This is a genomic window from Chlamydiota bacterium (assembly GCA_016178055.1).
GTDB lineage: Bacteria > Auribacterota > JACPWU01 > JACPWU01 > JACPWU01 > JACOUC01.
In genome coordinates this window covers 13,688-36,411 of the sequence record JACOUC010000051.1, presented here as the reverse complement: position 1 = coordinate 36,411, position 22,724 = coordinate 13,688, and the positions used below count along the sequence as shown (strand labels likewise).

Below are 22,724 nucleotides of genomic sequence, written 5' to 3'. Positions count from 1 at the left end.
GTTCCCCTTACCGAAGCCACGGATCGTCCATCGCTTTTATATACCGTCAAAATTGAGTGAGGCTTACTGAAGAGCCGTATGCGGAAAATCCGCACGTACGGTTCCGTGAGGGGCATTGAAATATATGTCTACTCGACAAGTAAATACAGCTCAAAGTTCAAGGTTTAAGGTTCAAGGACTCACAAGTCAGGTTTTTCTTTGAACTTTAAACCTTAAACTTTTAACTTGTCTTTCTATCTCGCCATGGCTTCCAATCGAGCAATTCTCTCCTCAAGCGGGGGATGGGTGCTAAAGAGTTTGAGCATCGATCCTGCGCTGAGGGGATTGACAATAAACATATGAGCGGTAGCAGGATTCGCTTGAAAGGGTCGTCGTTGAGTATAACCCTGAAGTTTTCTAAGCGCATTGGCCAGTCCTACAGGATTTCCCGTCAGTCGAGCCCCACATTCATCTGCACCATATTCTCGGGTTCTGGAAATAGCCAGTTGAATAAACATGGCGGCCAGAGGTAAAAGAATCATTAAAAAAATAGAGAGAACAAGAGACAATGGATTATTACGATTATTGTCAGACCGACTTCCTCCGAACGTCATTCCCCATCGAGCAGTATTTGCAAGCATGCTGATGGCTCCTGCGATGGTTGCAGCAATCGTACTGATTAATATGTCTCGATTTTGAACGTGGGAAAGTTCATGTCCTAGGACTCCTGTCAGTTCTTCCTGACTGAGTAAATTTAAAATACCACGAGTTACAGCTACAACAGCGTGCTGAGGATTTCTCCCCGTAGCAAAGGCGTTGGGTGAGTCTGTAGGGATGAGATAGATTTGGGGCATCGGAAGATTCGCTTTCATGGTTAAGTCTCGAACGATTCGATGAACATAAGGCGCATCTTGTTCGCCGAGGGGTTGAGCCCGATACATGGCCAGGACAATTTTATGGCTAAAGAAATAGGTGATAAGATTCATAGCACATGCAAAGATAAAAGCGAACATCATTCCCTGTTGTCCGCCGATGGCTCCTCCTGCTAAAACAAATAAAATGGACAAAACTACCAGTAAAATTGTTGTCTTTGCCTGGTTCATAAATTTATACCTCCATTCGAAATGGTTTGTTCGACTATTTATAACAAATTTTAATGGGAAATTCATTCCCAAAAAGACGCTCGAGGCTGGAGGCTCGAAGCTCGAAGCAAAAGCAGAAAGACAGCCAGAGGCTCGAGGGAAAAACAAAAACCGAAGAAGTATTTGCCTCGAGCCTCCTTGATAGTTTTCTACGCGGCAAATGCTTTTGCAAGATGTTGAGACAAGCGGGACTTATGACGACTGGCATTGTTTTTATGAAACACACCTTTTTTGGCAGCCCGGTCGAATTGACTGGAAAGAATTTTAAAAGTTTTGAGAGAGTCTTCTTTTTTCTTGGCTTCGATGGAAGAAAGAAACTTTTTAGTCATGCTTTTAAGATCCGCCTTGATCTTTCGGTTTGCAAGGCGTTTCTTTTGATTCTGACGATTTCGCTTTTCTGCTGAAATACTGTGAGCCATGTTTAATTCCTTTTCATGCCTGATATAATGGATTTAGAAACGGCGAGAATATAGCTTGCTCGTGAAAGGATGTCAAGTCTTTATGCATACGATTCCCGAATTCATTCAAGATCGGATTCGAAAAATTCCTCAGGGGCCAGGCGTTTATTTGATGCGAGGGGAGTCGGGCGAAATTATTTATGTAGGGAAGGCGAATCGCTTGCGTTCGCGTATACGTTCTCATTTTAGAGATTTGAAACCAAATCCTCCCAAAGCAGAGGCGATGATTCAGGCGGTTCATGACATTGATTTTATTCCTTTAAGGTCTGAAGAAGAGGCGCTCATCTTAGAATGTCAGTATATTAAGGAGTTTAAACCGAAGTACAATGTGACGTATCGAGATGATAAGAATTATCCCCTTCTAAAAGTGACCCTTCAGGAGCCTTTCCCTCGTTTTATCATTACTCGAATTCGTAAACCGGATGGGGCTTTGTATTTGGGGCCTTATACGGATGCAGCCGCTCTTCGCAAAACGGTTGAGGATTTAGAAAGGATCTTTCGTATTCGAACCTGTTGTCCCGCTCAGCCAGGCAAAAAGGATTATGAACATTGCCTTTATCAAATGATGAAGTGGTGCTCTGCCCCTTGTGTGGAAAAAATTTCAAAAGAGGAATATCGCAGTTCGGTCGAAAGTGCCTGTCAGGTTTTGATGGGACGTTCTGGAGATTTAATCAGAGATTTGAATCGTCAAATGGAAAATGCCTCTCTCCATTTAGAATTTGAAAAGGCGGCGCAGATTCGAGATACCTTAGCCGCTCTGGAAAAAATTACGGGAACTCGGACACGGACGATACAGAAGTTTAAAAGAATTCCCGGGAATAAAGATCATAAAGATCATGAAGCTGAGACCCTGGCTCAGGCTTTGGGTTTAGAAAAAACTCCTGAACGAATAGAGGCCTTTGATATTTCTAATTTTGCAGGGAAAGAGGCGGTGGGTTCCATGGTCCATTTTTTTAAGGGTAAGCCGGATAAGAGGTTTTATCGACATTTTAAGATTAAAGGAGTGGTTGGAATTGATGATTTTGCGATGATGAAAGAGGTCGTGGAAAGACGATATCGGCGCCTCAAAGAAGAAGGGGGACTCTTTCCTGATTTGATTTTGATCGATGGCGGCAAAGGACAACTTTCTTCAGCGAGAGGGGTGTTACAAAAAATAGATCTTACCTCCATTCCCATCATTGGTTTAGCAAAGCGTTATGAAGAAATTTATACCCCTTATGGTCATGAACCTATTCGATTGGCGCATGATTCTCCCGCTCTTCATTTAATTCAGAGGGTTCGGGATGAGGCGCATCGTTTTGCAATTGCTTTTCATAAGCGCTTGCGGGAAAAGAAAATCAGAGAATCTATTTTAGATGATATTCCTGGTTTAGGTCAAGTGAGCAAGGAAAATCTTCTAAAAACTTTTGGTTCTTTGGATAAAATCAGGCGAGCAAGCCTTGACGAAATTGCTCAAACAGAAAAGATATCAAAACGTTTAGCTGAAAAAATTTATCAGTTTTTACATCCTGCTTTTTCAAACTAGAAATAATTGATGATTTTTTGAAGGGATTAAGTAGACTAAGAGGGTGTTTTATTTCAAGAGGGCTCTATTTGCCCCAAAACTTGCTGGTGATGTTTCATTGGTAAAAAAATGAAATTATTTTCAGCGTCCAAATGGATTTTCCCCAAGTTTATATTTCTTGCGACCTGTGTTGCCGCCCTTCTTATCTTTCGCAGTGATTATGCTGCTTTTAGCTGGGGGAAATTTACATTTTCAGATTACGGGAAATACACCAACACCATCTGGAACTGTGGACACGGTCATTTCTTCAAATATCTTGTCGATTATACGTATTTGAGTACACACCTTTCCTTTACCCTTGCCCTGCTCGGCCCGTTTTTTCTGATTTGGGATAACCCCTTTTTACTCTCTTTCATACAATGGATGGGATTGCTTACAGGGGGCTTTATTCTTTGGCGCATGGCTCGTGAAGGGAGATGCGGGGAAAATTTAACGGCAGCGATTTTATTTTTTTACGTTGCAAACCCATTTACTCAGACGGTGATGCTGTCAGAGTTTCATGGGGTAGCTCTTTACTTTTGTCTCATTCCCTGGCTCTATCATTGTCTTTCGAGTCACAAAAAATATGTAGGGCTCCCCTTTATTTTATTGTTGGGGTTAAGAGAGGATACGGGTTGGGTGATTGCTCCCATGCTTTTTTATTTTGGAGTGAAGGATCGATGGCGATTAGGCTATCTTTTGGCGGCTTTAGCTTTTTTGTACAGTTTTTTTGCAATCAGTGTTTTATTTCCCTTTTTTGGCGGTGTTGGTTTTCTCCAAAGACGAGGAAAAGTTTCAGATTTGATTGAATTTCAAGTTTTTAAATTCCATTGGGAACAATGGATTTTAAGGTTGAAACCTCTTCTTTGGTGGGGCTTGTCAGCGAGTTTCTTTTTGCGTAAAAAAGGTTGGATTCCTCTTCTCCTTTTTCCATCCTCTGCGCTTGCCATTTCGCTTACCTCAAAATTGCCGCCCGTTTACTTATTAAAATATCACTACTCGGTTGGGATTATAACCTGTTTGACGATGGCGATTATAGAGGCGCTGACTCAGCGATTAAAAGTGGAACCAGGGTCGTTTCATGGTTTAAGGTATGCACTCTTTTTGGTGTTGGTGACCCTTCTTTGGCATCATGCGGCAGGTTTCTTGCCTTTCGGAAAAAGTAATAACCGGATTTATTCTACCCTTCATCCAGAAGGTCAGAATATTCTTCAAGTGGTTAAGCACATTCCTAAAGAGGGCCTGCTGCTTTGCCAGGATGATCTTGCGGGGTTTTGTGCCAACCGTAAGGAATTAATGACCTGGGAGTATTTTGATTCGAGACGTTATAGGCCCCATGTGATTCTTGTTAAGTTGAAAAGTTTGGGAAGGTATCGAAAAGAATATGAAGCCTTGATTCAAAGCGGGGAGTTTTTAGTGAAATACGATCATGATGGTTTTATCATTTGGGAAAGAGTTTCTCCTGTCCCTGGGCCTCATTAAAATGACTTCAAAAAAAACTTTATGGACCAATCAACTGATTCATGAGAAAAGTCCCTATCTTCAGCAACACGCCCACAATCCAGTCAATTGGTATCCCTGGGGAAATGAGGCTGTTGAAAAGGCTCGTCAGGAAGACAAACCCATTTTTCTCTCGATCGGTTATTCTACCTGCCATTGGTGTCATGTCATGGAGAAAGAATCTTTTGAAAATAGTGAAATGGCACATCTTTTAAATAATGATTTTGTTTCGATTAAAGTAGATCGAGAAGAACGGCCAGATGTAGATCATGTTTATATGACAGCAGTCCAGGCAATGACGGGTCAAGGGGGATGGCCCATGAGTGTTTTTTTAACTCCTGATTTAAAACCTTTCTTTGGGGGTACTTATTTTCCTCCCGAAGATCGTTGGGGAAGACCGGGCTTTGCCTCAGTCCTTTTTGCGATTGCGAGCCAATGGAAGAGTGATCGTGAAAAACTTTTGAAATCAAGTGAGGCCCTGACCGCTTCCCTTCAACATCGTTCCGTGAAGGATGATTTAAGGCAAGCCTTAGATGAAGGCGTGTTGAACGAGGGTTTTACTCAATTGATCGGGCAATACGATGAAGCGTATGGAGGGTTTGGTGAGGCTCCTAAGTTTCCAAGAAGTCATGCGCTTTCCTTTTTGCTAAGGGGATGGAAACGAAATGGAGATGAAAGATTACTTCAAATCGTGGAGAAAACACTAACTGAAATGGCTCGGGGAGGGATGAGGGATCATTTGGGGGGAGGGTTTCATCGTTACTCGGTCGATCATGCCTGGCGGATTCCTCATTTTGAAAAAATGCTTTATGACCAGGCGATTCTTTCAAAAACTTATTTAGAGGCTTATCAAGCGACGGGAAAAGTTGAATATGCAAATGTTGCCAAAGATATCTTTGATGATGTCTTACGGGATATGACCCCACCACCTCTCGTTGGCCTTTCGAGCCAGTCCGCTGGAGGCGGACCTACCTTTGTTAGTACGAGAGGTGGTGGGGTGACAGGGTCCGATGGTGCTTTTTATTCAGCAGAGGATGCGGACAGTGCACAGAATGCAGATCATCCCGATGAAAAGTTTGAGGGTGTTTTTTATCTTTGGGAAGACAAAGTCATAAACGAGCTCTTGGGGGAGGAAAACGCAAAAATTCTTAATCTTCATTTTGGCGTTCTCCCGGATGGAAATGCCCTTCATGATCCTCAGGGTGAATTTGCTGGGAAAAATGTTCTTTATGAGGCCCTTTCCTTATCACAAATTTCCGAGAAATTAGGACTCCCTTTAGAAGAGATTGAAAAGAGTATTTCAAATTCTAAAGCTAAACTTTTTGAGGAAAGGAAAAAGCGCTCGCGTCCTCATTTAGACGACAAAATTTTAACCGACTGGAATGGCCTTATGATTTCAAGTCTAGCCATTGCCTCAAGGGTGTTTGGGGAAGAACGATATCTTGTGGCGGCATCGAGTGCAGCCGATTTTATTTTGGGCAGAATGAAGTCCAAAGAGGGTCGATTGATGCATCGTTTTTGTAAAGGGGATGTTTCAGTATTAGGTTTTCTGGAGGATTATGCCTTTTTAATTTTAGGGCTTCTCGATCTTTATGAAGCGAGTTTCAATCTCTATTATTTTGAAGAGGCATGGTTTTTGTCTCAAGAAATGATTCGACTTTTTTGGGATGATGAGGAGGGAGGTTTTTACTTTTCTGGCAAGGATGCCGAAAAATTGATTGCTCACAGTAAAGAGATTTATGATGGGGCAATTCCTTCAGGAAATTCTGTTGCAGCTTTAGTTCTTTTGCGTTTAGCTCGATTGAAGGCAGATGAAGCTCTTGAGAAAAGGGCCAAGAGTCTCTTGGATGCCTTTTCAAAAGCAATGACTCAATACCCAAGCGGATACACTCAAATGCTCATCGCGCTTGAATTTACTTTAAGTCCTACTCAAGAAATTATTTTTCGAGGCGATTCTCTCTCGTTAAAGGGACGAGAAATTCTCCGTGAAATTTTTTCTCATTTTCTTCCTCATCATGTATTGGCTTTCTCTCCTGTCGATTCACGCACTTTCGAAAAAGCATCGTCCCTTATTCCTCTTATTCAGGGGCGCATTTTCGAAGGCGAAAAGCCGACCGTTTATATTTGCCAGAACAGTGTTTGTAACTCTCCTGTTACGGAAATTTCCCAATTAAAAGAAATTTTGTCTAATCCTATCTTGAAAAGAATGTGATACGATGGGACCCTATTTGTGAAAACAACTTTGAAATAGGAATGTTCGTACTATGGAATGGATAAAATCTTTTGTTGATTTTTTTATTCATCTTGATCTTCATTTGAGCGTTGTCATTCAGCATTGTGGTGGGTGGACCTATGTTATCTTATTTTTGATTGTTTTTTGCGAAACGGGTTTAGTGGTGACCCCGATTTTGCCTGGAGATTCTTTGCTCTTTGCGGTAGGTGCTTTTTCTGCCATTTCACTGTTGAATCTCAAAATGGTTTTAATTATTTTGATTGGGGCGGCTGTGGCGGGAGACACTTTGAATTATTGGATTGGGGTTTGGCTTGGACCCAGAGTTTTTCATCAAGAGAAAAGCCGATTTTTTAAAAAAGAATACTTAGTCCGAACTCACGAGTTTTATGAGCGCTATGGGGGAAAAGCAATGATTCTGGCACGGTTTGTCCCCATTGTTAGAACTTTTGCCCCTTTTGTGGCTGGGGTCGGTAAAATGAGATATGGGCGTTTTCTGACCTATAATGTTATTGGAGGAATTGCGTGGATTCTTCTTTTAGTTTTGGGAGGTTATTTTTTTGGAAATATTCCTCTTATAAAACACAATTTTACACTGGTTATTTTTGCCATCGTTTTCATTTCGATCTTGCCAGGGATTATCGAGTATTTTCGTCACCGCTCGCGGAAGTGATTTAACCTCCCTCTTCATTTTTTCATCTCTGTACAAAGAGTCATATTTTTTGTATTTTGTCTTTGAACTTTAAACTTTTAACTTTGAACTGTATTGATGCGCCCGTAGCTCAGTTGGATAGAGCGATTGGCTTCGAACCAATAGGTCGCAGGTTCAATTCCTGCCGGGCGCACGTTTCAATTTCGGATTTTAGATTGCGGATTGCGGAATGAGAAGCAAGGAATATGTTTTTTAAATTCCGCAATCCGCAATCCGCAATCTGAAATTGGGAGGCCCCTATAGCTCAACGGATAGAGTACCAGCCTCCGGAGCTGGTGGTGCAGGTTCAATTCCTGCTGGGGGCAGATTTCAATTGCGGATTTCAGATTGCGGATTGCGGAATAAAAAATTATTTGTTTTAAATTCCGTGCTCCAAAGTATAGAATTAAAAATAGTTTTGCTGCGCCCGTAGCTCAGTTGGATAGAGCATCTGCCTTCAATAGGAGCTTCTGTACGAAATTTATGAACGTACAGAATGGATGCAGCTATATGCAAGGAACTCCAAAATTTAAAATTTTGGACAATTTGCAGGCAACCGCTGGTTATCAGGTCATCGTGAAATAATTTTGCGATTACTTCGAGTTAAAGCGAGAGTCCTCAGAGACTATACGCTGCACACCTGAGATGGTGAAGACATAGTCCAGACTAGCAACTCCAATATCATTTGGATTGGAGGCCGAAGTAATTCGGTGCGGTAAGCTAAGCAGAGGGTCGCCCGTTCGAACCGGGCCGGGCGCATTTTTGAACTGAAAAATTAAATTATGATATTGACTATGATTCATTTTTAGCCTACTGTGTAGGCATGAGAATGAATCAAAAAATTCAATACACTATTCGTAATTTGACCCCTCAGCTTGATAACCTATTGCGGCAGAGGGCACGTGAACTGCATAAGAGCCTTAATGAAGTGGTCCTAGACGCAGTATCTAGTGGTGTAGGGTTGGGAGATCAGGCTCTCGTCTATCATGACATGGATGCCTTGATAGGAAGTTGGGAAGAAGACCTAGAGTTTGAGGCTGCACTTGAAATCCAGGATCAGATTGATCATAAGCTGTGGTCATGAGAGTAGCCCTTGACACGAATCGGTACATTGACTTTTGTAAAGGCGAATCAAAATCTGTTCAGGTTCTACAGACATGTGAGAAGATTTTCCTTTCTTTTATTGTGATTGCCGAACTTCGTGCTGGTTTTCGATGTGGCTCTCGAGGGGAAGAGAATGAAAGGGTATTGGTTCAGTTCTTAAATTCACCGCGTGTTGAAATTCTCTACGCAGATGATCAGACAACACATCATTATGCTCGGTTGTTTTTTCAATTGCGAAAACAAGGAACTCCCATTCCTACCAATGATCTCTGGCTTGCTTCATTGGTTTCTCAACATCATTTGATTCTTTTTGCCCGAGATCAACATTTCAATCACCTTCCTCAAATTCCGAGAATTTAAAGCAGACTTGACGAAGCCATCTAAAAACGGGTACGCTATCCAGGAAAAGGCTTTTTACGATTAGCCCGCATTTCTCATCAGATTTCGTCGCGAGAGCGCCAAGTCCGCCTTGGATGCGAGGAAGACGACCGAGGCCATGTGAGGCATACTTTACAGTATGTTGAGCGTGGCCGACCGAGTCTGACGAAGCAGACGAGGCGGAATTGGCGCTCGCAGCAGAAATGTGATGAGAAATGCGGGTTAGGTGTAGATGCAGATAAAATGACGGCGGCTATAGTGTAATGGCAGCACGAGAGACTGTGGCTCTCTTAGTACGGGTTCAAATCCCGTTAGTCGCCCCAAATATTTGAAATTAATAAAGGATAAGGAAGAGTCATCATGAACCAACAATCGTATTCTTTTTTTAAGAAAATAAAGAAGTGTGGCGTTACATATCTTATTTTTTTGATGATTCTTTTACCCTTATGTACTTGGGCGGGGGATTCAACTGCTAATGCAAATAAACTGATTCATGATGTAAAGGAATTGGAAAATTTGCTTCGGGATTTTAATGATGTGATTCAGATCGGAGATTTGAAACAAGCAAAGAACTTGAGTTTTAAGATTTCTCATTATTTAAAATTTTCTCAAGGGATCCAACAGTTAAGTGATCGCATTAAAGACTTAGAGTCTCAAGTTGCTAAGAAGGAAGACGCGTTAAAAAAAGCTCAAGCAGATTTAGAGAGCTCCCAATCCCAAGTTCAAGAGATTCAAACGAAGTTAGACGATCTTCAGGCTCGCCTCACCGAATCTAAATCGAAAGTCGATGCTGCGGAATCTCGTTTGATGGGACGACAATCCGAAATAAGAAGTTTACAATTTAAATTGGATAGTTGCCAGTCTTCGCTCAGGGAGTCTCAAAGAGAAGTTTCGAGTCTGAAATTGAAACTCTCAGAGAGTCAGTTTACACCTCCGGCAAATTCATCAAGTCCAACTTTGACCCAAAGTTCATCTGATTCTGAAATGCAATGATCATTAAAAGGCTTTGGGTAGCCGCTCTTTTTCTTTTCTTATTTTTAGAGGGGTTTCTGTGGCTATTCAATCTTTTGTTTTTACCTCTAATTTTTGAAAAGTTTTTAAAAATTCCCCTCTCAAAAAAACAAGGTTGGACCCTTTCCTATAAAGACATTCACTTCAATCTTTTTCATGGATTTATCGCTCGAAATATTCAGGGATTGAAAGCGGTAAAAAAGGGCTTGATTTTGGCTCGGATAGACTCTCTTCATGTTTCCTTCAACTTTTCTTCCTTTTTTCATGGCCAATGGGCTGTAAAGAGTTTTGCTTTGGGTCCTGGAAAAATTCAGTGGTTGACCCAAGGAAATGATGTTAAAGAATTTCGCTTTAAAAATATTCATGGGGGAAAGACGGAAAAAACTGAATCAGTGACAGGATTGTGGGGTATAGCCCATGTTGAGATTGACAGCCTTCATTCAGACAAGTTGAGTTTACAAATAGAAAAGATTCAGGTGAAACTTGAAGATCAAGAAATGGTAGCATCCAGTGAAGATACTCTCTTTCGAGGAGAGTCTTTTACTTGGAAGTTGAATGTAGATAAAAAAGGTAAAAATTTTTATGCAGAGGGTGAGTTGTCAGGATTAGGTCTTAAATTTATTGGAACTTTCAAAAACCAAGCATTCAATTTTCTTATGCTTTCAGATCGAGAAGGTTCAAAGGACTCGCTTCCAACTCGTGTATTATCTCGGGTTATTTTCAATCAGGGAAAACCAGAAGCTGCTTGGATTAAAGGAACGATCAACCGCGAAGATTTGGCCTCGATTGTAAAGGTTATGAGGAGAAAAGGAGCTCCGATCCAGTTTAAATCAGCGATGGATATTGATGGGGAGTGGAGGGAAGGAAGGGGACAAATGCATCTCAAAATGCCATCGCTTGAAGTAAGGAGTTTCCCTCTTCAAAATTTGGTTTTAAATTTGGGAATAAAGAAAAGCTTGCTATGGGTTGAACGATTTGATTTTGAGAGTTGCGAAGGCAAGTTTTTAGGAGGAGGATGGAATGATTTTTCAGCGCCGAATCCCTATGGGGGGAAAATGATTTTGGAGGATTTGGATCTTAGATCTTTTACGCAAGCGGTTTTAAAAGAAGGATTAGAGGGCAAGGTTCATGGATCGATTCATTTTTTTAGTCCTCAAGGTAGTCGTGATTCTTTGAGGGCTGTTGGGATTTTAAAAGTTGATGAGGGTAATTTATGGAAGATGAATCTGATGCAAGGAGTTTTAAAGGTTTTTGAAATTATTTTTCCAGGCTTAGGAGATGTACGTTTTAGTTCGTGTATTGCAAATTTTTTTGTAACCGATGGGAAAATGATTGTGGATGATCTTACGATGACCAGTTCTGTGGTTGTCATTAAAATGACCGGAGAAATAGGATTGAAAGAAAAAGATTTAAATCTTCATGTTGTTTTTTCATTGAAACCCGCGGGTTTAAAGGATAAGACCTTTCTTTCTAAAGTGGTGACGGCTGGTTTAATCGTGACGGGAAGTCAGGTTTGGAAGGCAGAGATTCGTGGAACCTTAGAGCACCCCGTAGCGACCCCTGTTTTCTTCCCTCTGATTAGACCGGTGACGGATCTCTTTACAAACCCTTTTAAGCAGTTTAAGAAAAAGGAGTCATTCTAAAATCCTAACCACTGTGACAGCAGTGGCTTTATTTTTTCAAGGGCATGATAGCGGTGGCTCACTTTATCTTTAAGCACAGGATCAGTCTCTCCAAATGTTTTTTTAAAGGGGGGGTAGAAAAAAACGGGGTCATATCCAAAACCACCCTTACCTTTAGGCCCTGAAGTAATAAGCCCTTCACAAGTCCCCTGTTCTGTATGTGTTTTCCCTTTAGGAGTTGCAAGGGCCATGACACATTGATAGCGAGCGGTTCTTTGAACGAGAGGAACTTCTCGTAAAAGTCTTAAAAGTTTCTCATTATTTTCTTCATCGCTTGCTTTCTCTCCTGCAAATCTTGCTGAGTAAATGCCGGGTGCCCCATTTAGGAAATCAACCTCGATTCCAGAATCATCCGCCAAACAAGTTTTTCCAGACCATTGGGCCAATGACAGGGCCTTTTTTAAGGCGTTTTCTTTAAAGGATTTCCCATCTTCGATGATTTCAGGGGTTTGAGGGAAATCTTTAAGGGTGAGAAATAAAATCGGAAGTTCTACAAAAATTTCTTCAATTTCTCTGATTTTATGAAGGTTTCGAGTTGCAAGCAGAAGTTCATTTTTCTGTGAGATGGGGAGCATGCTCGTTCAGCAGGGGATATATTTTTTCTGGATTTCAAATATTTTTTTAAGTCCGCTCTTGGCCAGTTTGATCATTTGATTCATCTCGCTGAGATTGAAGGGCTGATGTTCGGCGGTTCCTTGAATTTCTATAAATTCACCTTTCCCGGTCATGATCACATTCATGTCCACTTGAGCCTTGGAGTCTTCTTCATAGCAAAGGTCAATCATCGGGGTTCCATTAAAAACGCCGACACTGATGGCGGCTACAAAATCTTTAACAGGAATTTCCTTGATTTTACCTGCAGATTTTAATTGATGAAGGGCCATTATCATGGCAATAAAACTTCCTGTAATGGACGCGGTCCGAGTGCCTCCATCCGCTTGAATGACATCACAGTCAATCCAAATTGTTCTTTCACCCAGTGACTTCATGTCTGCAATGCCCCGTAGAGACCTTCCAATCAAGCGCTGGATTTCTTGAGTTCGGCCGCTGATTTTACCCGAAGTGCTTTCTCTTTGTTTTCGCTCATGAGAGGCATAAGGGAGCATGGAGTACTCGGCGGTAATCCATCCTTGACCCTTTCCTTTAAGCCATTTCGGAACATCTTCTTGCACACTGGCTGCACAAATCACCCGCGTTTCGCCCATTTCAATTAAAATCGACCCCGTTGCAGATTTAACAAAGTGGGGAGTGATTTTAATGGGCCTTAACTGGTTTGCTTTTCTTCCATCGATGCGGCTCATGTTTAAACCTTGGGTAAATTTTGAATTAAATTTTTAATAGAGGGAAACTCTGCAAAAATGCGATATTGCAATAGTTTTAAAATAATTCCTAAACTTTTAATGTGTTCTTTCCCTTTGAGAAGATCGTGGAGTTCATGGCCGATGTCTTTCAAATAACCGGTAATGGTTTCTGAAGTCAGTTTCTTTTCAAGGTAAAGGTGCAGGGTTTCAAGCATCTTTTTATTGAGCCAGACCGCTCGACAGGCGTGACAAACAGAAATTTTAACTTCGGAATTAGGATAATGAAGAATATGAAAAGGTCCTTGACAGGAAGGGCAAGTCAAGTTTCCCTGAATGGCCTCGTATTGATGATGGTGACGCCACAGTTCTAGATCAAGCCATGCTAGATTGGGGTCTTCAGCCTTTTCAATTTGTTTTAACTCTTCTTGAAGAATAAACATGCCCTGACAATTTGGGCAAGTCTGTATCTTGAACCCTTTATGGGATTCACAAATAAATTCAGAAAAACAGTGTGGACAACGCATCCGACTTCTCCTTCACCCTCATCCTAGACCATTTGATTCAGAATCTCAATCCCTTTTGTGAGGACTTCATCTGAGGCTGCAAAAGAAATACGGAAATGGCTTTTTCTTTCAGAAAAAACACTCCCCGGAATAATGAGCAAATTTTTTTCAATAGCTTTTTTAACAAAAAGGTCTCCATCGTCAAAAGGTGATTTTGGAAAAATGTAAAAGGCTCCTCCGGGTAAGATCACTTCAAATTTTCTTTTAAGTCCTTCATAAATAAGATTACGTTTTTTCTTGTAGGTGGCGATATGGGATGACATATCGTAGTCTAGGGCTTTAAGGGCTGCTTTTTGGGCAAAGGAAGGGGCGCAGACAAAAGAGAATTGCTGGAGCTTGACCATGGCCTGAATGATTTCTTTAGGCCCTGCTGCAAATCCAAGTCTCCATCCTGTCATTGCAAAACTTTTTGAGAAGCCATCTAAAACCAGTGTCGAAGGAGAAAAACGACCGATACTCGTGAAGGGGGTATCATAAGAGAAGGATGAATAAATTTCATCGGAAAGAATCATGATTTGGCGTTCGTTGGCGAGCTTAGCGATTTCTTTAATATTTTTTTCCATCAGGCTAACACCGGTAGGATTGGACGGGCTGTTGACGAGAATTAATTTTGTTTTCCGGGAGAGTTTAGGTGTGATCATTTCAGCTGTAAGTTCAAAATGAGGATAGGTATCGATATAGACAGGAATAGCTCCAAGCAGATTTAAGAGATGTTTATACATTACAAAATAAGGATCAGGAACGAGTACTTCGTCTCCAGGGTTCAGAAGGGTCATGAAGGCTAGAAAAATTCCTCCAGAAACACCGGATGTAATCATGATGTCTTCAGCGTCTACACCTCGTTCCTGTTTTAATTTTTGAAGAATATTCTGACGCAATTCATCAATCCCCTGCGTTACGGTATATTTGTTAAATCCGGATTTAAGCGACTGAATAGCCTCTTCTTTTATTTCTTCAGGAACATCAAAATCAGGTTGACCAATGCTTAAATTCACAGGGTTTTTCATGTTTTTGGCAAGATCAAAGACCTTGCGAATTCCTGAAGAATCGATATGCTTCATGCGATTTGCAATCATCATAGAGAAATCTTTTTTTAATTTAAAAATCAAAAATCAAAATGCAAAATGACAAATCAAAAATCAAAACTTTTCACAGACTAAACACAAGATACATTTTGGATTTTAATCTGTCATTTTGATTTTTGATTTTGAATTTTCATGGTTGTTCCAGATCAGCACGCTCCACATGCGACATCGGGCGCTTGAGGAATTTTTCCCCCTTCTTTCGAAATCCCTCTGTGTCATCTGTGACGAAAAATTGATGTTGACCCTGTTGATTTTTGTTTAAGAGATTGCGTTCGTCTAGTGTTTTCAAACATACCTCGGCCGTTGCTTTGGCAGAGTCAATTAATGTTACTTTTTCTCCAATGGCCTTTTGAATGATGGCGGATAAAAGGGGATAGTGGGTGCAGCCAAGAATGAGGGTGTCTATTTTCTTTTCGATCAGAGGTTCAAAATATTTTTGGGTAATGGAAAAGGCTTCGGGTTCATTGAGCCACCCTTCTTCCACCAGGGGAACCAAAAGGGGACAGGCCTGGGAGAAAACTTGAACCGACGGATCAAGTTGAGCAAAGGCCATGTCATAGGCTTTACTTTCAATGGTTGCCCGTGTTCCAATCACACCGATGCGACTGTTTTGAGATAGGAAAATCGCTTTTTGAACAGCAGGTTCAATCACGCCCATGATGGGAATGTTCATTTCTTTCTTTAAAAAAGGGAGGGCTAAAGCACTGACCGTATTACAAGCAGCAATCATAAATTTAACATTTTTTTGTAAAAGAAATTGAGTATCTTCTTGTGCAAAACGTTCAATGGTTTCTTTCGATTTTGTCCCATAAGGAACACGGGCTGTATCGCCCAAATAAATGAGATTCTCAGAGGGAAGTAATTTTTCCACTTGGGAAAAAACAGTCAACCCTCCAATCCCTGAATCAAATATGCCAATCGCTTTCATTGCTTACCTTTTTAGTAATAGTTTAGTTTCTGGAACCAAGGCAGTTTCTGACGGGGACGCTCGCCTGAGACCAGTGATCGGGACGAGCTCAGGCTGAGTCGTTCGCTCTAGCTCGACTATTCGTCGAGGACCCATGAAGAGCGAACGACTTCAACGCCTCGTCAAAAACCGCCTCGGTTCCCTTGAGGGAGAAGGGTCGTTAAACTGTTACCCTTTTTGTGTATTTTTTAAAATCGTATCATAAAATAAGGCCCTTCGTCGATCAGAGTGTTCTCAAAAAGGCTTGACGTGCCCTGAAGAATAAAATATTATCCAATTAGCGTAACGCTGATAGCGTAATTTTTAAGGAATGGACACATCCGATGAAGAATCCATTTGTTTATGGGGAAGAGGTCCATGGAGACGCTTTTTGGAATAGAACAACCGATATCCAAGAGCTCGCCAGAGACATTCATAACGGTCAGAATGTGATTATTTTCTCTGCTCGCAGATATGGAAAGACCTCGCTGATTAAGACGGTTCTTGAAAGGGTCAGAAAAGAGGGGGTTCTTACCGTCTATGCCGATCTTTATCCGGCCATTACCAAAGAAAAATTTATTGAGATTTATGCACGGGCCGTTTCCCGCTCTTTAGGTAAGCCCACACAAAAAATTCTCAATATTGTCAAAAGGCTATTTCCAAAATTGATTCCAAAGATTGTCATTCGAGGGGAAGGCGACGCGGAATTCGAATTTGACTATGAACCCCGTAATGTCTTTAGAACAAGCCTTTCTGACCTCCTTCAATCGGTCCATAAAAGGGCCAAGGAAGAGAAAAAAGCAGCTTGTGTGGTTTTTGACGAATTTCAGGAAATTGTGAATTACGCGGACGACGAGGTGGAAAAAGAAATGAGAACTATTTTTCAATCTCATCGCAATGTGAGTTACATTTTTCTCGGAAGCAAAAAACATCTTTTCGGAAAACTTTTTCAGGATCCGAACAGACCCTTTTACAAAAGCGGGAAACATATGCCGCTTGGAAGGCTTGCGACTGAAGAAGTGATCAAGCATGTTAGAGAGAAATTCTCTCTGAGCGGAGTGTCCCTCCCCAAAGAGGTTCTCTCCCTGATTGCCCAGAGAGGCGAAGGGCATCCTTATTATACACAACTACTTTGTCACATCTTGTGGGATGAATGCCTCGAAAAGAAACTGATCACTCCAAAAGATGTGGAAAATGCCTTGAATAAAATGCTCAAACGGGAAGGCGAGGTATACGAGACTGTCCTTAATGCTCTTACACAGAAACAGAAGCAATTGTTAGTCGCCTTGGCCTTAGAACCTCAAGTCAAAGTCTATTCAGACCCATTTTTAGACAAATATCACTTAGGCTCTTCTTCATCCATTCAAAAGGCTCTTCAAATCTTAATCAGAAAGGATCTCTTGGATCGGGAGAATGATCAATTTGTTTTTCAGGATTCCTTTTTCGCTCTTTGGCTTCAAAAGAGATAATCATCAAATCTATTCGCGAGGCACAGCTTTTAAAGCATGAAAACTTATCGAGCCTTTGGATTAAATTTTATCTCAGATTTAGAAATTCCTGAATTTCTATCGGGCTCTTTTCCGCGAGAGGCCGCAGATGTAGAAATTTTTTCAGGACCTGTTCCCCAGATTTTGAATAAAGATGCTGAACCTAAACGCTTACAAGCTCGTGGAAATCAGTTTTTAATGCATATTAAAAATGTGGCTCGTTTTTGGATCGAGGGCGGGAAAAGAATTACTTATCAACTTGATGAAAATTGTGATTTAGACAATTTACGTTTATTTCTTCTGGGTTCTTGTATAGGGGCTCTCATGCAACAACGAGGCCATATTGTGCTCCATGGGAATGCCATTTCTTTTGATGGAAAGACCTGCCAAGTTTTTGTAGGAGATCGAGGAGCAGGAAAATCAACGCTTGCAGCCTGGCATTTTAAAAAAGGGGCTTATATTCTGGCCGATGATATATGTGTCATCCATTTTAATGAAAAAGGAACGCCTTATGTGATTCCCAGTTTTCCCCAAATCAAATTGTGGCAAGAAAGTGCGGATCTCTTAGGGATTTATACTTCCACTTTACGAAGAATACGCCCTCAAGATCATAAATACGCTCTTCCCATGAATGGGCAATTTGGCAAAGACCCCTTACCTCTGACGGATATTATTGAAATCAATACAAAACATGTGACAGACTCAGACGCCATCGGCGTAGAGAAGCTCCATTTATTAATACGACATAGCTATCGACATCATTTTGTAAGAATGATGGGATATGAAGATGCTTATTCTAAACAACTCATAAAGCTAGCCGGGCAAGTTACTATCAAAAGAATGAATAGGATCACACTTGAAAATTCAGCAGGACCCATGATAGAGGTTTAAGGACTGTTTTATGGGTTTTATTTTATCAATTTCTTCGCTTCTTGCTCAAAAAAGGATTTGATTTGGTTCCAAGTTAATTCCCTTAACATTTTAGGCATTTCTTCATCCTCTACATCCTCAAAATAGACGAGGCTTTTCTGGATATGAATAAGATTGGAGGATAATTTTTTATATTTCTCTTCATAAAAGTTGAGTAAATCTTTTAATGCGATCCCCCAACTGCAAAGCCAACCCCGTGCCACCCGCAAGATAGGCATTTTTAAGAAGGCCTGATTTCCCTAATAAGGCCAAACAATCCCTGGATCCTTCAATAAGTGTCTCTTCAAGCATGGAACGGAGTCCTTTTGAATATCATAGATGAGTGCCCAAAAATTAGCGCTTTTACGAGAGAATGAACGATATTTTTTTAAAGAGGATTTGATTTCCTCATCTCTGAAGGTGTGACGCATCCAAAGAATGGCCTCTTGATCCCCATGGTCCAAGACACGTTTGAGAATAAAATGACGATGTTCCGTCAAACACAAGCGATCGAAGTCAACATCCCAAAAAAGTTTGACCAAAAACTGCGGCAAAGAAGAACTCATCATCCAAAATTCTAGCATATTGTGCTAAAAAAGGCAGGAAAATCTATCACGATGAACTAAAATTTTCAGTTTCTAAACTAAAGAATAAATTCCTACCACAGAGTAATGTACATCTGGATAAGAACCAATCACGGGACTATCCCCACAGCAAACCCACGCATGAGCACCATAAGGTTTTTCAAGGGATTCAGATCTCTTGACACCAAAATAAAGGGTTCCTGGTAAGCTCCTATGGTCCAGCATCCATTGGGCAGCCATGGCTTGATCCAAGCATTTGCTCTCCCATGGCAAATTGTGACTGACGATTCTAATACTCTGGCGAATGAGTTGAAAAATGGGCTCATACATTTTTGTGTCGATTGAAGAACCTTGAGTATTTTTAATTCCCAGATACTTTGCAAAAAATCTCATGGGAATAAATTGGATCAAAAACTTGGCTAAGATCAGATGATAAAAGGCCTCTGGGCATGTGTGACGTAATTCCCTGGATAAATGACGATAGGTTTTAAGTTTCTTAAAAAGACGACTAAGCATTGTTAATTGAAGCATAGCATCATTAGAATACAAATTTCCCTTGATTGTCAAGTATCCTCCTCAGGGACAAGGTCGCTATAGATTTTTTAAAAAATGTTGCATAAAGAAAAAAATTCAAATAAAATAACGAAAAATAGATTGACTACTTCTATTTTTCGACTGAAAATAGAAGTATGATAAGAAGAATCATTGAACTTCCGTCTCATTATAGCTATTTTCTATTTGGTCCTAGACAAACTGGCAAGAGCACGCTTCTTAAAGCATTGTATTCTCAAGATGACGTGTACATTTACGACCTTCTTAAATCGGAAGAATGTCGACGATTACAGGCAAATCCGGAGCTTTTTAGGGAGCAAGTTCTAGCACGAAACCCTCGAATATCTCACATCATTGTTGATGAGATTCAAAAAATTCCCATTTTATTGAGTGAGGTGCATTTTCTGATGGAATCCCCAAATCCTCCCATCTTTATTCTTACAGGTTCAAGCGCCAGAAAACTAAAGAGGTCTAAAGCCGATCTTTTGGCGGGAAGAGCATTGACCTATCATCTTTTTCCACTCTCCTTTGAAGAGCTCGTACCCAATTTCTCTTTGAGTAAAGCTCTTCAGTTTGGAACGCTTCCCAAGGTTTATCTTGAAAAAAATGAAGCTCTGGCCATGGATATTTTGCGCAGCTATGTGGAAACCTATCTTAGAGAAGAAATCGAGATTGAAGCTCAAATGAGGCGCCTGGATTCGTTTATCCGATTTTTAAGCCTGGCTGCTTTTGAGAATGGGAACATTCTTAATTTTTCTAATCTTGCGAGAGAAACGGGGACCAGTTATCAAACCATCAAATCCTATTTCCAAATCTTAGAAGATACCCTGATGGGTTTTTTTCTATTTCCCTATTCAAAGTCCGAAAGGAAAAAACTTGTGAAACATCCTAAGTTCTATTTCTTTGATACAGGGGTTACACGTGCTCTGACCAAAAGGGTCTCTATTCCAATAGATCCCCACACCCCCGAATTTGGCATGGCCTTCGAACATTTTATCATTCTAGAAATCATGCGTCTTTCTCACTATAAAAAAATGGATCTCAGCTTTTCATTCTATCGAACAGAATCGGGAACTGAAGTGGACTTGATCATTCAAACACCTCGAGGGGAAATCAAAGCCATTGAAATTAAATCTTCTGATAGGGTGGATTCGTCTCATTTAAGGGGATTACGATCTTTTAAAGAAACTTGCCCAGAAGCAAAGCTGTGTTGCATATCCCTAAATCCCAAACCCTCCCAGCAGGGGGATGTAAAAATTCTTCCATGGCAAGACGTGATGGAATGGATTCAAAGTTAATATCTATTTCATTTTATTAATGATGATTTAAATATATCGGATGATCTTAAATCACGATGTCAAGTTTATTCAGCATTCGTCACATTTAATAGCTGATGAGAATGTAATACATTCAAAAATGAGATGGTTTCTTCCTTGCATTGTTCATCGCTAACATCATAAGTCGTGGTCAGTATATTCACGAGCTCGCTTAGGCAGATGGGTTTGGCTAAACACTCCCAAATTTTGCTTGCGATTGGATTGAGGCCAAAATAGTTGCCGGATGCTTCATCGAGCATGACAAGGTCTTCATCAACTTGAGAAGTAAAGAGATCTGCTTTACGAATCAGCGTGTCATTGGGTGTGAATGAGGGGTCTGTCATGGTGGATCTCCTTTTTATTATTAAAATGCAGATTCTCCTTGATTGTCAAGAATGTCACGGGCAGAAGAAATCCATATAGACCGTGGACTATGGACTCGTTTTCATAGTTGCTTTAAGCCATCACAAATTGTTGATTAAAAAGACGATTAAAATGGGACGTTGTCTCCTCAAAAAGTTCCTGAGGAATTCCTTGTTCAACGAGTTGCCCTTGGTTTAGAACGAGAACATGGTCCGCCGCGCGAATGGTGCTGAAACGGTGGGCAATGAGGATCAGAGTCATCGTTCCATGCAGTGTCTGTAATGTTGTAAAAATGAGTTCTTCATTTTGGGAGTCTAGTGAGCTTGTCGCTTCGTCTAGGAGCAAGATTTTAGGATGGCGTAAAAGGGCTCGTGCAATGGCCAAGCGCTGGCGTTCTCCTCCTGATAGGTGAATCCCTCGCTCACCGATGAAGGTGTCCAAACCATTCGGTAATTGTGTTACAAAATCAGCCGCAGCTGCCTGACGGAGCGAGTGCCAGAGATCTTGATCACTGACTTGGAGAGCGGCCCAAAGCAAATTAGCTCGGATCGTATCATTAAATAAAAAAGTTTCTTGAGGAACGTAGCTGATCAGATTTCTCCAGGAAGAGAGATGAGGTTCCTCTAAAGAAGACCCATCCACCTTGATTTTTCCCTCTGTGGGAATCAGTAAACCCAATAAGAGATCGGCCAATGTGGATTTTCCAGCTCCAGACGGCCCCACAATGGCCGTGGTCGTATTCTTTTTAAATTCACAACTGACAGATTTAACGGCGGCCATATGATCATAGTGATAACTTACATTCTCGAGAGAAATGGTATGGTGAAAAGGGAGTGGAACATTTTTTTCATCGCGTTCCTCTTGAGCTTTGTTAAAACTAGACTGCATCGCGCACAGTTCGCTAAAAACTGGAGCAATGTTCAGGACGCGAAGATAATTTTGCTGCAGGTTGGAAACGCAAGGGAGGAGTCGGGCATAGATCATCATTAAAGCCAGCATAGAAACGGTACTCACATGAAAAAAATGAACGGCGATGTAAAAAATAAAACTAAAAATGACGGCACTCATCAGCTTAAAGAGAAGTTGAATGTTGCGTTGATTGGAATAGAAGGCAAATTGGGATAGCCTTAATTGATTGTTGAGGTGGGTATAATGTTCTAAATAATGGGACGTTCGGTTATAACTTTTCGCGAGTTTGACCCCGTCTAAAAAATAGCCGCAATGGGCTTGCAATTGACGATCCAGCAGGAAAGATTGTGTGCCTGTTAAAGCCGATTTATGTTTTCTTAAGAGAAATAAGAGAAGACCAGCGCATGTACTTGCCAAAAGGGTTAATTTCAAGTTGATCCATAAGGCAAAAATAAAATAGACGTTTGTGACAATGCAATCGCCTACTAAACTAAGCGAGAAATAGGTTAAGGAAGATATTTGTTGTATGCCAACCGTCAACATGTGTTCGACCGTTTTAAGTTGCTGCTTGAGCAAGAAACTCCAACGGCTTTCAGCTACACTGCGGTTGAGTTGCTCTCGAATGAAAAATAAATAATCGTATATTAAACGGGTTTGCACTTGACTTGAACTGTATTGGAAGAGGGCTGTTGCGCTGATCAGAATCATAAAAATGAAAAGGGTGATTAGGAGAGGAAGTTGAGTCTCGGGCTGTGGAAGCCAGGTCAGGAGTTTGTCCAATGAACTTTCATTCAATCCCTTTTCAGGAAGCCATCCTGAGTAATGAAGAAGGGGAATGAGCATGAGTAATCCGATCCCGGAGAGAAAGGTATTGAAGATGTTTAAAATACATCCTAAAATAAATCTCAAGGGAGCAAATTGAATCAAGGACCGTACATATTGAATAAGGGGATATTGTCTAAACATGCGCACTTTCTTTGATCGGTTGAGA

General features: G+C 40.9%; 23 protein-coding genes and 3 tRNA genes. 14 read left to right on the top strand and 12 right to left on the bottom strand.

All coding sequences use genetic code 11. The features are described 5' to 3' along the window. Positions 1 to 233: 233 nt before the first annotated feature. Positions 234 to 1,082, bottom strand: coding sequence for a zinc metalloprotease HtpX (gene htpX / locus HYS07_08165; protein MBI1871148.1), 849 nt, complete (start codon positions 1,080 to 1,082; stop codon positions 234 to 236). A gap of 188 nt (positions 1,083 to 1,270) precedes the next feature. Further along, complete coding sequence (gene rpsT / locus HYS07_08160; protein ID MBI1871147.1) at positions 1,271 to 1,540, bottom strand: 30S ribosomal protein S20; 270 nt, start codon at positions 1,538 to 1,540, stop codon at positions 1,271 to 1,273. An 82-nt stretch (positions 1,541 to 1,622) separates the two neighbouring features. Here rpsT and HYS07_08155 point away from each other — a divergent pair, with 82 nt between their 5' ends. The 11 genes from HYS07_08155 (at position 1,623) to HYS07_08105 (ending at position 11,679) form a co-directional block, all read left to right on the top strand. After that, entirely contained in the window at positions 1,623 to 3,104 is a 1,482-nt protein-coding gene (locus HYS07_08155; protein MBI1871146.1) for an excinuclease ABC subunit UvrC, read from the top strand. A 108-nt stretch (positions 3,105 to 3,212) separates the two neighbouring features. Further along, positions 3,213 to 4,604 carry a DUF2079 domain-containing protein gene (locus HYS07_08150; protein MBI1871145.1) on the top strand — a complete coding sequence of 464 codons (1,392 nt, stop codon included), beginning with the start codon at positions 3,213 to 3,215 and terminating at the stop codon, positions 4,602 to 4,604. Between the two features lies 1 nt (position 4,605). Continuing rightward, on the top strand, positions 4,606 to 6,834 hold the full coding sequence (locus tag HYS07_08145; GenBank protein ID MBI1871144.1) for a thioredoxin domain-containing protein: 2,229 nt from the start codon (positions 4,606 to 4,608) through the stop codon (positions 6,832 to 6,834). A 52-nt stretch (positions 6,835 to 6,886) separates the two neighbouring features. Further along, on the top strand, positions 6,887 to 7,525 hold the full coding sequence (locus HYS07_08140; protein ID MBI1871143.1) for a DedA family protein: 639 nt from the start codon (positions 6,887 to 6,889) through the stop codon (positions 7,523 to 7,525). A gap of 98 nt (positions 7,526 to 7,623) precedes the next feature. Beyond that, positions 7,624 to 7,697: transfer RNA gene (locus tag HYS07_08135), tRNA-Arg, on the top strand. Between the two features lie 100 nt (positions 7,698 to 7,797). After that, positions 7,798 to 7,869, top strand: a tRNA-Arg gene (locus HYS07_08130). Positions 7,870 to 8,372: 503 nt separating this feature from the next. Then, complete coding sequence (locus tag HYS07_08125; GenBank protein ID MBI1871142.1) at positions 8,373 to 8,627, top strand: hypothetical protein; 255 nt, start codon at positions 8,373 to 8,375, stop codon at positions 8,625 to 8,627. Then, positions 8,624 to 9,007 (top strand): type II toxin-antitoxin system VapC family toxin, encoded by a 384-nt coding sequence (locus HYS07_08120; GenBank protein MBI1871141.1) that lies wholly within the window; start codon positions 8,624 to 8,626, stop codon positions 9,005 to 9,007. The genes HYS07_08125 and HYS07_08120 overlap by 4 nt, the downstream gene beginning before the upstream one ends. Before the next feature lie 267 nt (positions 9,008 to 9,274). After that, a tRNA-His gene (locus tag HYS07_08115) sits at positions 9,275 to 9,348 on the top strand. Between the two features lie 37 nt (positions 9,349 to 9,385). Continuing rightward, the gene (locus HYS07_08110) at positions 9,386 to 10,018 is read left to right on the top strand and encodes a hypothetical protein (GenBank protein MBI1871140.1); all 633 of its coding nucleotides are present in this window, start codon (positions 9,386 to 9,388) and stop codon (positions 10,016 to 10,018) included. Further along, positions 10,015 to 11,679, top strand: coding sequence for a hypothetical protein (locus tag HYS07_08105; protein ID MBI1871139.1), 1,665 nt, complete (start codon positions 10,015 to 10,017; stop codon positions 11,677 to 11,679). The genes HYS07_08110 and HYS07_08105 overlap by 4 nt, the downstream gene beginning before the upstream one ends. Here the strand turns inward: HYS07_08105 and HYS07_08100 are convergent. The 5 genes from HYS07_08100 to HYS07_08080 all read right to left on the bottom strand — a co-directional run bounded on the left by HYS07_08100 (position 11,676) and on the right by HYS07_08080 (position 15,595). Continuing rightward, positions 11,676 to 12,293, bottom strand: coding sequence for an XTP/dITP diphosphatase (locus HYS07_08100; GenBank protein ID MBI1871138.1), 618 nt, complete (start codon positions 12,291 to 12,293; stop codon positions 11,676 to 11,678). The genes HYS07_08105 and HYS07_08100 overlap by 4 nt on opposite strands. A gap of 6 nt (positions 12,294 to 12,299) precedes the next feature. Continuing rightward, on the bottom strand, positions 12,300 to 13,019 hold the full coding sequence (gene rph, locus HYS07_08095) for a ribonuclease PH (GenBank protein MBI1871137.1): 720 nt from the start codon (positions 13,017 to 13,019) through the stop codon (positions 12,300 to 12,302). A 2-nt stretch (positions 13,020 to 13,021) separates the two neighbouring features. Then, positions 13,022 to 13,543 (bottom strand): zf-TFIIB domain-containing protein, encoded by a 522-nt coding sequence (locus HYS07_08090; GenBank protein ID MBI1871136.1) that lies wholly within the window; start codon positions 13,541 to 13,543, stop codon positions 13,022 to 13,024. Between the two features lie 23 nt (positions 13,544 to 13,566). Next, positions 13,567 to 14,658, bottom strand: coding sequence for a pyridoxal phosphate-dependent aminotransferase (locus HYS07_08085; protein ID MBI1871135.1), 1,092 nt, complete (start codon positions 14,656 to 14,658; stop codon positions 13,567 to 13,569). A 139-nt stretch (positions 14,659 to 14,797) separates the two neighbouring features. Further along, positions 14,798 to 15,595, bottom strand: a complete 798-nt coding sequence (locus HYS07_08080; protein MBI1871134.1) for a glutamate racemase — start codon at positions 15,593 to 15,595, stop codon at positions 14,798 to 14,800. A gap of 362 nt (positions 15,596 to 15,957) precedes the next feature. Between HYS07_08080 and HYS07_08075 the strand changes: the two genes are divergently transcribed. Both HYS07_08075 and HYS07_08070 read left to right on the top strand, forming a co-directional pair. Then, positions 15,958 to 17,082: an ATP-binding protein gene (locus tag HYS07_08075; protein MBI1871133.1), complete on the top strand. Its 1,125-nt coding sequence runs from the start codon at positions 15,958 to 15,960 to the stop codon at positions 17,080 to 17,082. A gap of 36 nt (positions 17,083 to 17,118) precedes the next feature. Continuing rightward, a complete protein-coding gene (locus HYS07_08070) occupies positions 17,119 to 17,991 on the top strand; it encodes a hypothetical protein (protein MBI1871132.1) in 873 nt (290 codons plus the stop codon). Between the two features lie 17 nt (positions 17,992 to 18,008). Here the strand turns inward: HYS07_08070 and HYS07_08065 are convergent, their stop codons facing one another. The 3 genes from HYS07_08065 to HYS07_08055 all read right to left on the bottom strand — a co-directional run bounded on the left by HYS07_08065 (position 18,009) and on the right by HYS07_08055 (position 19,124). Further along, on the bottom strand, positions 18,009 to 18,248 hold the full coding sequence (locus HYS07_08065; GenBank protein ID MBI1871131.1) for a hypothetical protein: 240 nt from the start codon (positions 18,246 to 18,248) through the stop codon (positions 18,009 to 18,011). Positions 18,249 to 18,269: 21 nt separating this feature from the next. Then, positions 18,270 to 18,578 carry a hypothetical protein gene (locus tag HYS07_08060; GenBank protein ID MBI1871130.1) on the bottom strand — a complete coding sequence of 103 codons (309 nt, stop codon included), beginning with the start codon at positions 18,576 to 18,578 and terminating at the stop codon, positions 18,270 to 18,272. 69 nt (positions 18,579 to 18,647) lie between these two features. Beyond that, positions 18,648 to 19,124, bottom strand: coding sequence for a lasso peptide biosynthesis B2 protein (locus HYS07_08055; GenBank protein MBI1871129.1), 477 nt, complete (start codon positions 19,122 to 19,124; stop codon positions 18,648 to 18,650). Between the two features lie 158 nt (positions 19,125 to 19,282). Here HYS07_08055 and HYS07_08050 point away from each other — a divergent pair, with 158 nt between their 5' ends. After that, positions 19,283 to 20,443 (top strand): ATP-binding protein, encoded by a 1,161-nt coding sequence (locus HYS07_08050; protein MBI1871128.1) that lies wholly within the window; start codon positions 19,283 to 19,285, stop codon positions 20,441 to 20,443. A 65-nt stretch (positions 20,444 to 20,508) separates the two neighbouring features. Here HYS07_08050 and HYS07_08045 read toward each other — a convergent pair whose 3' ends face one another. Both HYS07_08045 and HYS07_08040 read right to left on the bottom strand, forming a co-directional pair. Beyond that, a complete protein-coding gene (locus HYS07_08045; protein ID MBI1871127.1) occupies positions 20,509 to 20,805 on the bottom strand; it encodes a PqqD family protein in 297 nt (98 codons plus the stop codon). Between the two features lie 112 nt (positions 20,806 to 20,917). Beyond that, on the bottom strand, positions 20,918 to 22,699 hold the full coding sequence (locus HYS07_08040; protein MBI1871126.1) for an ABC transporter ATP-binding protein: 1,782 nt from the start codon (positions 22,697 to 22,699) through the stop codon (positions 20,918 to 20,920). Positions 22,700 to 22,724 lie beyond the last annotated feature (25 nt).